The sequence below is a fragment of the Citrobacter sp. NCU1 genome (assembly GCF_010231475.1).
Taxonomy (GTDB): domain Bacteria; phylum Pseudomonadota; class Gammaproteobacteria; order Enterobacterales; family Enterobacteriaceae; genus Citrobacter_D.
This window is the reverse complement of the sequence record NZ_NRDO01000004.1, coordinates 151,693-164,698: the sequence shown is the minus strand read 5'-3', so window position 1 is coordinate 164,698 and position 13,006 is coordinate 151,693. Positions and strand designations below refer to the sequence as shown.

The following is a 13,006-nucleotide window of genomic DNA, read 5'->3' as shown; positions in this document are numbered from 1 at the left end:
CATTGATGTGACACGGCTGCGCGCATTTGCGATTGTTGCCGGAAAAGTGATGGTCTATCTGTTAGGCTATTTAATAACAGTTATCGCCGGGTTTTCACTGACCAGGCTTCAGAGTTCAACTTTCCAGAGGTGCAGGGTTTGACCAGCCACGAGCGTCGCGTCGTATTTTTTGATTTGGATGGTACGTTACACCAGCAGGATATGTTTGGCAGTTTCCTGCGTTATCTGTTACGTCGCCAGCCGCTGAATGTGCTGCTCGTACTGCCTTTACTCCCGATCATTGCAATGGCGTTAGTGATAAAAGGGCGTGCTGCTCGTTGGCCAATGAGTCTCCTGTTGTGGGGATGCACGTTTGGTCACAGCGAAGCGCGCCTGCAAGCGCGCCAGGCTGACTTTGTGCGTTGGTTTCGGGATAATGTCACCGCATTTCCGATTGTGCAGGAACGTCTCACAACTTATTTGTTGAGTTCTGATGCTGATATCTGGCTTATCACCGGTTCCCCGCAGTCGCTGGTCGAGCAGGTTTATTTTGATACGCCGTGGTTGCCGCGCGTTAACCTGATTGCCAGTCAGATCCAGCGAGGCTACGGTGGCTGGGTATTGCCCCTGCGTTGTCTGGGGCACGAAAAAGTCGCGCAACTAGAGCGGCAAATTGGCACGCCGCTACGTCTGTACAGTGGATACAGCGACAGCAAGCAGGACAACCCATTACTCTACTTTTGTCAGCATCGTTGGCGCGTCACACCGCGCGGTGAGCTCCAGCAACTGGAATAGTGCAAAGCAGAGCGTCTGTGTATAATGCGCCCGCTTTTATTACTGGAGTCTCCCTTTGTCTGAAGTCGAATTTAGCCACGAATACTGGATGCGTCATGCGTTGACGCTGGCGAAGCGCGCCTGGGACGAACGTGAAGTGCCGGTGGGGGCAGTATTGGTGCACAATAATCGCGTCATAGGAGAAGGATGGAATCGGCCGATCGGTCATCATGATCCCACCGCGCATGCGGAAATTATGGCGTTGCGACAGGGGGGGATGGTGCTGCAAAACTACCGTTTGCTGGACACCACGCTGTACGTCACGCTGGAACCTTGCGTAATGTGTGCGGGGGCGATGGTCCACAGTCGGATTGGTCGGGTTGTTTTTGGCGCGCGTGATGCAAAAACGGGCGCGGCAGGCTCGCTGATGGATGTCTTGCATCACCCAGGTATGAATCACCGGGTGGAAATCACTGAGGGCATCTTGCGTGATGAATGCGCGACGTTGCTGAGCGATTTTTTCCGCATGCGTCGTCAGGAAATTAAAGCCCTGAAAAAGTCATCGGCGACGCCCGAATAAGCGTCGCGTTAGTCTTCCTCTTTTTTCTTCGGCGGCAACAGTAATGTCGGGGAAGGCGTCAGGTAGGCTGAGGACGACTGAGACAAAAACGAGGAGAGGGAGAGACTCTCTTGACCAAACTCCTCCGCAGACACCGCCGGGTAGTCCTGCGCCAGTTTCAGTGTTTCTGCGGCCTGTTTTTCTTTCTCTTGCAGATAACCGACCAGGCTTATCTGATACTTTCGAATATTTTCTACATAGGCGTAAGCCTCATGCCCGCGTGCATAGCCATAGGTCAACTTACTGTAATACGGTTTCTGGCTAAGGAGAGGCAAGCGCTGTTTTACATCGGTCCAACTGTCCGGATTCCCTTTGGTTTTTACCGTTAACGCCCGGGCGTCAAGCATGTGCGCATAGCCCATATTGTAAGCGATGAGCGCAAACCAGATACGCTCTTCCTCGGGGACGGTATCAGGGACTTTGCTCATCATATCTTGCAGATAACGTGCGCCGCCGCTGATGCTCTGTTCGGCGTCAGTCCTGTCGGTCAACCCCAGACTCTGAGCGGTATTCCTGGTGAGCATCATCATGCCGCGCACGCCAGTTGGCGAGGTGGCTTGCGCATCCCAGTGTGATTCCTGATACGCGATAGCCGCCAGTAAACGCCAGTCAATCTCCTGCGCATATTTCTGAAACAGCGGTTTCAGCTCTGGCAGCACGTTATCTACCGCGCGTAAGAAGGTGCGGGTGTCAACATAATCAAAGTCGCCGCCGTGACCCAAATATTTTTCTTCCAGTCGCGCCAGAGAACCATCTTCATTAATGGTGTTAAAAAAATCAAGCAGGGCTGCCGAGAGCGTGTTGTCATCATCCAGTTGGCTGAACCAGGTGACTGGCTGCTCATCGGTGATATCCAGCGCAACTGCCAGCTCCGGATGTACGCGTTGGAACAAGCTGATGGCCACAGAGTCGGCGATGGTGTAATCCAGTTCGCCGCTGATCACCGCTTCCATCAGTTCCGTTGTGCCTTTTTTTTCATCGACTTTCCAGCTGAGCTCAGGGAACTTTGTCTCTTTCAGGGCGCGTAAGTCATTCACGACCACATGACCTGGCGCAACGGTGAGCTGGTTTTCATTCACGTTGGCAAGTGTTCGCGGGCGATACTGTCCAACCCGATAGACCACTTGCTGAGAAACAGAGTAGTACGTTGGACCCGACTGGTAGTTTTTCACGCGTTCGCTGTTATAGACCAGACCTGCGGCCAGAAGATCGGCCTTTCCACTGTCCAGATCGTCAAACAGCTGGCTGATGTTCTGACGTACGGTGATTTTCAGCTTTACACCTAAGTAGTTGGCGAACAGCTGCGCCAGCTCATAATCCAGACCGTACTTTTTTCCATTGAGAGTTGAGTAGGTTAGCGGCGAGTCAATGGTACTAACGTGCAGCTCTCCCCGCGCCTGAATGGCGGCGATACGATTATCGGCTTTACCGAACCAGGGGATTGATGGCCAGAGGGCCGCTGCCAACAGCAGCGTCAGTATGCCGATGAACAGATAATTAATCTTTAATTTTTTCAATTAGTTAATTCTCTGAATCGTGCGTTTTCTCAGCCTGAAAATGTTGTGATTAAAACCAGTGTGAGTCATTGATGTGCGGCATTTTGCGCAACAATACGCCAGTTGGCAACTAATTCAGAATCCGTGTCGCATCAGATGATCAGAAACGGTGGTGATTTTATTTCGACGCAAACGGTTTCGTCAGCGCGCCAGATTCTTTATAATGGCGCCCGTTTCCCCACTTGGGCACACCGAAAGCTTAGAAGACGAGAGACTTATGATGGAAATTCTGCGTGGTTCGCCTGCACTGTCTGCATTCCGTATTAACAAACTGCTGGCGCGTTTTCAGGCTGCCAACCTTCAGGTCAACAATATTTACGCTGAGTATGTCCATTTTGCCTGTTTGAATGCACCGCTGAACGACGATGAGCACGCGCAGCTTGCCCGCCTGCTGAAGTATGGCCCGAGCTTACGTAGCCATACCCCGGAGGGAAAACTGCTCTTAGTTACCCCTCGCCCTGGCACCATCTCCCCCTGGTCTTCCAAAGCAACGGATATTGCGCACAACTGCGGCCTGCAACAGGTGAGCCGTCTGGAACGTGGCATTGCCTGGTATGTTGACGCTGAGCCACTTACCGCTGAGCAATGGCAAAGCGTTGCCGCTGAATTGCACGACCGCATGATGGAGACGATTTTCTCCTCGTTGAACGACGCAGAAAAACTGTTTGTTCACCACCAACCGGCACCGGTTGCCAGCGTTGATGTGCTGGGCGAAGGTCGTCAGGCTCTGATTAACGCCAACCTGCGTCTGGGACTGGCGCTGGCGGATGACGAAATTGATTATCTGCATACTGCCTTCAGCAACCTGGGCCGCAATCCAAACGACATTGAGTTGTATATGTTTGCCCAGGCGAACTCAGAACACTGTCGTCACAAGATTTTCAACGCCGACTGGATCATTGATGGCGAACAACAGCCGAAGTCGCTGTTCAAAATGATTAAAAATACCTTCGAAGCCACACCAGACCACGTGCTTTCTGCCTATAAAGATAACGCGGCGGTAATGGAAGGTTCTGAAGTGGGGCGCTATTTTGCTGACCATCAAACGGGGCGTTACGACTTCCATCAGGAACCAACACACATCCTGATGAAAGTAGAAACCCATAACCACCCGACGGCCATTTCACCGTGGCCAGGTGCTGCGACCGGTTCTGGTGGCGAGATTCGTGACGAAGGCGCAACTGGGCGTGGCGCGAAGCCGAAAGCCGGTCTGGTCGGTTTCTCGGTTTCTAACCTGCGAATTCCGGGCTTTGAACAGCCGTGGGAAGAAGATTTCGGTAAGCCGGAGCGTATTGTAACCGCGCTGGATATCATGACCGAAGGCCCGCTGGGCGGCGCAGCGTTTAACAATGAGTTTGGTCGTCCGGCGCTGAACGGCTACTTCCGTACGTATGAAGAAAAAGTGAACAGCCACAACGGCGAAGAGCTGCGCGGCTACCACAAACCGATCATGCTGGCGGGCGGGATCGGCAACATCCGCGCCGATCACGTACAGAAAGGCGAGATCGTCGTTGGCGCGAAGCTGATCGTACTCGGCGGCCCGGCGATGAACATCGGTCTTGGCGGCGGAGCCGCGTCTTCCATGGCATCCGGCCAGTCAGATGCCGATCTGGATTTCGCCTCCGTACAGCGCGACAACCCGGAAATGGAACGTCGTTGCCAGGAAGTGATCGACCGTTGCTGGCAGTTGGGCGAGGCTAACCCGATCCTGTTTATCCACGACGTGGGTGCAGGCGGTCTCTCTAACGCGATGCCGGAACTGGTGAGCGACGGTGGGCGCGGCGGCAAATTTGAACTGCGTGACATCCTCAGCGACGAGCCGGGTATGAGTCCGCTGGAAATCTGGTGTAACGAATCGCAGGAACGTTATGTTCTGGCGGTTGCTGCTGACCAGTTGCCGCTGTTTGATGCGCTTTGCAAGCGCGAACGCGCGCCGTACGCCGTGATCGGTGAAGCGACCGAAGAACAACATCTCTCGATGAATGACCGTCATTTCGATAATAAACCTATCGATCTGCCGCTGGATGTCCTGTTAGGCAAAACGCCGAAAATGACCCGCGATGTGCAACGGCTGAAAGCAAAAGGCGACGCATTGGATCGCCGCGATATTACCGTTGCCGATGCGGTCAAACGCGTACTGCATTTACCTGCCGTGGCGGAAAAAACGTTCCTCGTTACCATTGGCGATCGCACTGTAACCGGCATGGTGGCGCGCGATCAGATGGTTGGCCCGTGGCAGGTTCCGGTGGCAAACTGTGCGGTCACCACCGCCAGCCTTGACAGTTACTACGGCGAAGCCATGTCGCTTGGCGAGCGTGCGCCTGTCGCGCTGCTGGATTTCTCCGCTTCCGCCCGTCTGGCGGTTGGGGAAGCGCTGACCAACATTGCGGCGACGCAGATTGGCGATATCAAACGTATCAAACTGTCTGCAAACTGGATGGCGGCAGCAGGCCATCCGGGCGAAGATGCCGGCTTGTACGAAGCCGTAAAAGCGGTGGGTGAAGAACTCTGCCCGGCGTTGGGGCTGACCATTCCGGTGGGTAAAGACTCGATGTCGATGAAAACCCGCTGGCAGGAAGGCAATGAGTCACGTGAAATGACCTCTCCATTATCTCTGGTGATCACCGCATTTGCCCGCGTGGAAGACGTCCGTCACACCATCACGCCGCAGCTCTCCACAGAAGATAACGCGCTGCTGCTGATTGACCTTGGCAAGGGGCACAACGCGCTGGGAGCTACTGCGCTGGCGCAGGTTTACCGTCAGCTTGGCGATACACCGGCAGACGTGCGTGACGTCGCGCAACTGAAAGGTTTTTATGATGCGATGCAGGCGCTGGTGGCGCAGCGCAAACTGCTGGCTTATCACGACCGTTCTGATGGTGGTTTGTTGGTTACGCTGGCTGAGATGGCCTTTACCGGTCACTGTGGTCTCCAGGTCAACATCGCGACACTGGGTGAAGATCGTCTGGCGGCGCTGTTTAACGAAGAACTGGGTGCTGTCATTCAGGTTCGCGCGGCGGATCGTGAGGCGGTTGAAGCGCTGCTGGCGCAGCACGGTCTGGCTGACTGCGTACACTATCTCGGTAAAGCGATGCAGGGCGATCGCTTCGTCATTGAAGCCGATGGTCACGCGGTATTCAGCGAAAGCCGTACCACGTTGCGTACCTGGTGGGCTGAAACCACGTGGCAAATGCAGCGTCTGCGTGACAACCCTGAATGTGCCGATCAGGAGCATAACGCGAAAACCAATGATGCCGATCCTGGCCTTAATGTGAAGCTGTCGTTTGATATTAGCGAAGATATCGCCGCGCCATACATCGCGACCGGCGCGCGTCCAAAAGTTGCGGTGCTGCGCGAGCAGGGCGTCAACTCACATGTGGAAATGGCTGCTGCCTTCCACCGTGCGGGCTTTGATGCCATCGATGTGCACATGAGTGACCTGCTGGCGGGGTGCACAGGCCTTGATGACTTCCAGGCGCTGGTGGCGTGTGGGGGGTTCTCTTACGGTGACGTGCTGGGGGCGGGTGAAGGTTGGGCGAAATCGATCCTCTTTAACAACCGCGTACGTGATGCGTTTGAAACCTTCTTCCACCGCCCGCAAACGCTGGCGCTGGGGGTGTGTAATGGCTGCCAGATGATGTCCAACCTGCGTGAGTTGATCCCGGGCAGCGATCTGTGGCCGCGCTTTGTGCGTAACCATTCCGACCGTTTTGAAGCGCGCTTTAGTCTGGTGGAAGTGACCCAAAGCCCATCCCTGTTACTGCAGGGAATGGTGGGCTCGCAGATGCCGATTGCGGTTTCTCATGGTGAAGGGCGTGTGGAAGTGCGTGACGATGCGCATCTGGCTCAGCTTGAGAGCAAAGGTCTGGTGGCGCTGCGCTATGTCGATAACTTCGGTAAGGTGACTGAGACCTATCCGGCGAACCCGAACGGCTCGCCGAACGGGATTACGGCGGTGACGACTGAAAATGGGCGCGTGACCATTATGATGCCGCATCCGGAGCGCGTTTTCCGTACGGTGAGTAACTCCTGGCACCCAGAGAACTGGGGTGAAGATAGCCCCTGGATGCGCATTTTCCGTAACGCGCGTAAGCAGTTAGGTTAATCAACACCAACGAGAGGCCCGGTAGCATGATGCGTACCGGGCCAGCTAAACGACCGACTGGATAAAACGAAATAGTCAACCTTGGACGCTTTTTGTCGGGGATCCGCGACAAATGGCAGATTACAGTGTCTCCAAAAGGAGACGTTTAACTGATTGATTTTTATAAAGTGTGTTAAGTTTGATGTCATGTGTCTCTTTTTGGCGACATGGTGGTGAATTTTTGCGCACATTGGGTTTTTGGCTATTATTTAGAAAAATAAAATAAAATCATCATGTTAATAAAGTTATTTTAATATTGGCATGGTTTCTGCATAATAGTGGGTAGTGGCTCATTCACCTTCTTATGTCAGCCCCTTCGGGACGTGCTACATAAACCTCGAATGACGCACAAAAAGGTGCCTGCCGTCCAACATCTGATAATAGCGCTGCTTTATCAACCATCGGGCGAAACGTTGAGTTAGGCACCGCCTTATTCCATAACAAAGCCGGGTTAAGCCCGGCTTTGTTGTATCTGAGGTTTCCCTCGGTTAGCATCCTTCTATTCGTCTCCGATGAGAGTAACGCTTTGAAGCGCTGGTCTGTATTTCCCCGGTCATTACGCCAATTGGTTATGCTGGCATTCCTGTTGATCCTGCTCCCTTTATTGGTGCTGGCATGGCAGGCATGGCAAAGTCTCAACACCCTGAGTGCCCAGGCGGCGTTGACCAACCGTACAACTCTGATTGATGCCCGTCGCAGCGAGGCGATGACCAATGCTGCGCTGGAGATGGAGCGTAGCTACCGTCAATACTGCGTGCTTGACGACCCCACGCTGGCGAAGGTCTATCACAGCCAACGCAAGCGCTACAGTGAAATGCTGGACGCACATGCCGGCGTTTTACCGGATGACAAGCTTTATCAAACATTGCGTCAGGATCTGAACGCGCTCACCCAACTACAGTGTACAGACAGCGGTCCGGATGCGGCGGCGGCGGCGAGTCTGGAAGCCTTTGCTCATGCCAACACCGAGATGGTGCAGGCCACACGAACCGTTATTTTCTCTCGCGGACAACAGCTTCAGCAGGAAATTGCCGAGCGCGGACAGTTCTTTGGCTGGCAGGCGCTGGTGCTATTTCTGGTTAGCCTGGCAATGGTGCTGCTGTTTACCCGCATGATCATTGGTCCGGTCAAGGGGATTGAGCGGATGATCAATCGACTGGGGGAAGGGCGTTCGCTGGGGAATGCCGTTTCGTTTACCGGCCCCCGCGAACTCCGCTCAGTGGGACAACGTATCATCTGGTTGAGCGAGCGTTTGTCCTGGCTTGAATCACAACGTCACCAATTTTTACGCCATCTCTCACACGAACTGAAAACGCCGTTGGCCAGTATGCGCGAGGGAACAGAGCTGTTGGCCGATCAGGTTGTGGGGCCGCTGACGCCTGAGCAAAAAGAGGTGGTCGGCATTCTCGACAACAGCAGTCGCAACTTACAGAAGTTGATTGAACAACTACTTGATTACAATAGAAAACTGGCAGATGGCGCCATTGAACTGGAAAGCGTCGAGATTGAACCGCTGGTCGATATGGTGGTTTCCGCTCACAGTTTGCCAGCCCGCGCTAAAATGATGCATACCGACGTCAGACTGGATGCGAACACGTGCCTGGCAGAACCGATGCTATTGATGAGCGTACTGGACAATCTTTACTCCAATGCGGTGCACTATGGTGCTGAATCCGGTAACATTTGTATCAGTAGCCGTCTGCAGGGTGCCAGGGTACATATTGATGTTACAAATACCGGCACCCCGATTCCAGAAGCAGAAAGAACCATGATTTTCGAGCCGTTTTTTCAGGGGAGCCATCAGAGAAAAGGGGCTGTGAAGGGCAGCGGGTTGGGATTAAGCATCGCCAGGGACTGTATCCGTCGTATGCAGGGAGAACTGTATCTGGTCGATGAGAATGCGCAAGAAGTGTGTTTTCGCATAGAGCTGCCGCTATCTGCATCGAAAAACCATTAAAAATGAAGCTAAGTTTGGTGAGTATGCCACACGTTTTTGTTCGAGTTTTTAAACGACTTTTTTCCCGACGGATGTTATTCGCGAGCGTACCGTGTCTGGCGCTGATTGGATGCGCCCCGCATATGGATAAACATCTTGTCGACAATCCCTCTCAGGAGAAGATCCCGCCTTATCAACTGGCGGATTACCTTGCTACCGAGTGTGCTGACATCTGGTCGTTACACGGACAGTCCACGGATAGCAATCCGCTTTACTGGCTGCGGACAATTGACTGCGCCGATCGTCTTCTGCCGATTCAGTCGCGTAACGAGGCGCGTGCGCTTGAAGATGACTCCTGGCAGAGTGCCTTTAAGCGCGGGATCTTATTGGCGAACGCCAAAATATCGCCCATTGAGCGACGCGTTTCCGTTACCCAACTGGATGCCCTGAGTGCGCAAATCCCCGCCCAGGTTCGCCCTCTTTATCAGCTGTGGCGCGATGGACAGATGCTGCAATTACAGCTTGCCGAAGAGCGTCAGCGTTACAGCAAGCTTCAGCAAACGACAGATAACGATCTCGATACGTTGCGCCAACAGCACCAGCATTTACAGGCGCAGCTCGATCTCACGATCCGTAAGCTGGAGAATTTAACGGATATCGAACGCCAGCTTTCCACGCGTAAACCGGCCGGTAACTACAATCCTGACGCGACGCGCGGCAACGACAAACCTGACGAAACAACGCCTGCGTCATCACAAGATGAGGTAACGCCATGATGAGCCGCAAACCGGCGCATTTACTGCTGGTGGATGACGATCCGGGCTTGCTAAAACTGCTCGGGATGCGACTGACCAGTGAAGGGTACAGTGTCGTAACGGCTGAAAGCGGCCAGGAAGGGCTACGCGTACTGAATCGCGAAAAAGTGGATTTGGTGATAAGCGACCTGCGCATGGATGAAATGGACGGCATGCAGCTGTTTGTCGAGATTCAGAAACTACAGCCGGGTATGCCGGTCATTATTTTGACCGCTCACGGTTCGATTCCTGATGCGGTTGCCGCAACCCAGCAAGGTGTGTTCAGTTTTCTGACCAAGCCAGTAGACAAAGACGCGCTGTATAAGGCGATTGACGAAGCGCTGGAGCAGTCGGCTCCCGCAACGGATGATCGCTGGCGTGAATCTATCGTCACCCGTAGCCCCTTAATGCTGCGCGTGCTGGAGCAGGCGCGTATGGTGGCGCAGTCGGATGTCAGCGTCCTGATCAACGGACAAAGCGGCACCGGGAAAGAGATCTTCGCGCAGGCTATCCATAACGCCAGTCCGCGCAGCAGCAAACCGTTTATTGCGATTAACTGCGGTGCCTTGCCAGAGCAACTGTTGGAGTCTGAATTGTTCGGTCACGCGCGCGGGGCATTTACCGGTGCGGTAAGCCATCGCGAAGGTCTGTTCCAGGCGGCGGAAGGCGGCACGCTGTTTCTTGATGAGATTGGCGACATGCCAGCGCCGCTTCAGGTCAAACTGCTGCGTGTTCTGCAAGAGCGCAAAGTCAGGCCGTTGGGTAGCAATCGCGATATCGACATTGATGTGCGGATAATTTCTGCCACCCACCGCGATCTGCCCAAAGCGATGACGCGGGGCGAATTCCGTGAAGATTTATATTATCGCCTGAATGTGGTGAGCCTGAAAATTCCCGCGCTGGCCGAGCGCGCGGAGGACATTCCATTACTGGCGAATTATCTGCTGCGTCAGTCGGCAGAGCGGCATAAGCCGTTCGTACGCGCTTTTTCAACGGATGCCATGAAACGGCTAATGACGGCAGGGTGGCCGGGGAACGTCCGCCAACTGGTGAACGTTATCGAACAATGCGTGGCGCTCACCTCTTCGCCAGTGATCAGCGATGCGCTGGTGGAGCAGGCGCTGGAAGGGGAGAATACGGCGCTACCCACCTTCGTTGAAGCGCGTAACCAGTTTGAGCTTAACTATCTGCGAAAACTGCTGCAAATCACCAAAGGTAATGTGACCCATGCAGCGAGAATGGCCGGGCGCAACCGGACTGAATTCTATAAATTACTCTCCCGTCACGAGCTGGATGCAAACGACTTCAAAGAGTAGTTTTCATGCCGTAAAGTAACGCGAATTGTGGTACGTTAACCCGATTAAAAGACAGGCGACCTTTTCAAGGAATAGCATGAAAAAGATTGATGCGATTATTAAACCCTTCAAGCTGGACGATGTCCGTGAGGCGTTGGCAGAGGTGGGTATCACCGGTATGACGGTTACGGAAGTGAAAGGTTTTGGCCGCCAGAAAGGCCATACCGAATTGTACCGTGGCGCGGAATATATGGTGGATTTTCTGCCGAAAGTGAAAATTGAAATTGTAGTGACCGACGACATTGTGGACACCTGTGTCGACACCATTATTCGTACTGCACAGACGGGTAAAATCGGTGACGGTAAGATCTTCGTCTTTGACGTGGCTCGCGTGATCCGTATTCGTACTGGCGAAGAAGACGACGCGGCGATTTAATGCCGCATGAGTTTTGCCGGATGGCGGCGTTGCCTTATCCGGCCTACAGGGAGTGAAACCATGTAGGCCGGATAAGGCGAAGCGCCATCAGGCGATTTACAACTACAGCACCTTATGTGGGCCGAAGCATTCGTAATGAATGTTTTCGTTTTTCACACCAAGATTCACCAGTTGCTTCGCGGCAAATTGCATAAAGCCGATCGGGCCGCAGAGGTAAAACTGCATTGCCGGATCGCTAATTGCGCCTTCCAGTTTGTTTAAATCCATCAGACCCACGCTATCAAACCCGCCTTTGGCGCGATCGTCTGCGGTCGGTTCACGATACCAGGTATGTGCGGTAAAGCGCGGTAGCGTTTTGCCCAGTTCATTCACTTCATCGGCAAAGGCATGAACATCGCCGTTTTCCGCCGCGTGGAACCAGTTCACCTGCGCGGAATGATGCGTTTTCGCCAGCGTATCCAGCATTGCCAGCATCGGTGTTTGCCCGACGCCTGCGGAAATGAGAGAGACTGGCGTGTCGTTGGCGACGGTCATAAAGAAATCACCCGCCGGTGAAGCTAAATGCACGATATCACCCACATTTGCATGGTTGTGTAGCCATGTTGAAACCTGACCCCCGTCTTCGCGCTTAACAGCAATACGATAACCTTTGCCATCTGGCTTGCGAGTCAGTGAATACTGACGAATCTCCTGATGCGCAAAGCCTTCCGGCTTTAGCCATACGCCCAAATATTGCCCAGGATGGTATTCTGCGACGGAGCCACCATCGACAGGCTCGAACTCAAAACTGGTAATCAGGGCGCTACGCGGGGTTTTATTCACGATACGGAACGGGCGCGTTCCTTCCCAGCCGCCGGTTTTACCTGCATTTTCACTGTAGATTTGCGCTTCGCGATTGATAAAGACATTTGCCAGTACGCCGTAGGCTTTTCCCCACGCATCCAGCACTTCCTGACCCGGGCTGAACATCTCATCCAGCGTTGCTAACAGATGCGCCCCCACGATGTTGTATTGCTCTGGTTTGATCTGGAAACTGGTGTGCTTCTGGGCAATTTTCTCGACCGCTGGCAGCAGGGCTGGCAGGTTTTCAATATTGCTGGCATACGCCGCAATCGCATTAAACAACGCTTCGCGCTGATCGCCATTGCGCTGATTACTCATGTTAAAAATTTCTTTGAGCTCAGGGTTATGCGTAAACATGCGATCGTAGAAATGGGCGGTCAGTTTAGGGCCAGTTTCAACCAGCAGGGGAATAGTCGCTTTTACAGTGGCGATGGTTTGGGCGTCAAGCATGCGGGCTTCCTTTTTATTGAAATCTTTAATGATGCATATCAAATACATCTTATAAAAATACCCCTGCATTGTAAATGGTTCTTTGTAATTTTGCGTTTGTAACGTTACAAAATGAAAAGTATGCATCACAAACCTGAAAAGAATTCCGTTGAAATCTGTAAGACCTTAATTCTGCAAAGC

At 53.4% G+C, this 13,006-nt stretch carries 9 protein-coding genes and 1 pseudogene; 8 read left to right on the top strand and 2 right to left on the bottom strand.

The features are described 5' to 3' along the window. Positions 1–22: 22 nt before the first annotated feature. The 3 genes and pseudogenes from CJP72_RS26240 to tadA form a co-directional block, all read left to right on the top strand. A pseudogene (locus tag CJP72_RS26240) lies at positions 23–142 on the top strand (hypothetical protein); the annotation flags it as partial. Further along, a complete protein-coding gene (yfhb, locus tag CJP72_RS01485; protein ID WP_162379136.1) occupies positions 139–774 on the top strand; it encodes a phosphatidylglycerophosphatase C in 636 nt (211 codons plus the stop codon). The pseudogene CJP72_RS26240 and the gene yfhb, both read left to right, overlap by 4 nt. Before the next feature lie 55 nt (positions 775–829). After that, the gene (gene tadA, locus CJP72_RS01480) at positions 830–1,333 is read left to right on the top strand and encodes a tRNA adenosine(34) deaminase TadA (RefSeq protein ID WP_162379135.1); all 504 of its coding nucleotides are present in this window, start codon (positions 830–832) and stop codon (positions 1,331–1,333) included. An 8-nt stretch (positions 1,334–1,341) separates the two neighbouring features. Here the strand turns inward: tadA and mltF are convergent, their stop codons facing one another. Next, a complete protein-coding gene (gene mltF, locus CJP72_RS01475; RefSeq protein WP_162379134.1) occupies positions 1,342–2,889 on the bottom strand; it encodes a membrane-bound lytic murein transglycosylase MltF in 1,548 nt (515 codons plus the stop codon). 256 nt (positions 2,890–3,145) lie between these two features. On the opposite strand from mltF, the gene purL reads away from it, so the two are divergent. From purL to glnB, 5 genes are all read left to right on the top strand, one after another. Next, positions 3,146–7,033: a phosphoribosylformylglycinamidine synthase gene (purL, locus tag CJP72_RS01470; protein WP_162379133.1), complete on the top strand. Its 3,888-nt coding sequence runs from the start codon at positions 3,146–3,148 to the stop codon at positions 7,031–7,033. A 565-nt stretch (positions 7,034–7,598) separates the two neighbouring features. Beyond that, positions 7,599–9,029, top strand: a complete 1,431-nt coding sequence (gene qseE, locus CJP72_RS01465) for a two component system sensor histidine kinase QseE/GlrK (protein WP_162379132.1) — start codon at positions 7,599–7,601, stop codon at positions 9,027–9,029. 23 nt (positions 9,030–9,052) lie between these two features. Beyond that, on the top strand, positions 9,053–9,784 hold the full coding sequence (gene qseG / locus CJP72_RS01460; protein ID WP_238339982.1) for a two-component system QseEF-associated lipoprotein QseG: 732 nt from the start codon (positions 9,053–9,055) through the stop codon (positions 9,782–9,784). Further along, complete coding sequence (gene glrR / locus CJP72_RS01455; protein ID WP_162379168.1) at positions 9,784–11,118, top strand: two-component system response regulator GlrR; 1,335 nt, start codon at positions 9,784–9,786, stop codon at positions 11,116–11,118. The genes qseG and glrR overlap by 1 nt, the downstream gene beginning before the upstream one ends. Positions 11,119–11,194: 76 nt before the next feature. Continuing rightward, complete coding sequence (gene glnB, locus CJP72_RS01450; RefSeq protein WP_002914032.1) at positions 11,195–11,533, top strand: nitrogen regulatory protein P-II; 339 nt, start codon at positions 11,195–11,197, stop codon at positions 11,531–11,533. A 102-nt stretch (positions 11,534–11,635) separates the two neighbouring features. Here the strand turns inward: glnB and hmpA are convergent, their stop codons facing one another. Further along, positions 11,636–12,826 (bottom strand): NO-inducible flavohemoprotein, encoded by a 1,191-nt coding sequence (gene hmpA / locus CJP72_RS01445; RefSeq protein WP_162379130.1) that lies wholly within the window; start codon positions 12,824–12,826, stop codon positions 11,636–11,638. Positions 12,827–13,006 lie beyond the last annotated feature (180 nt).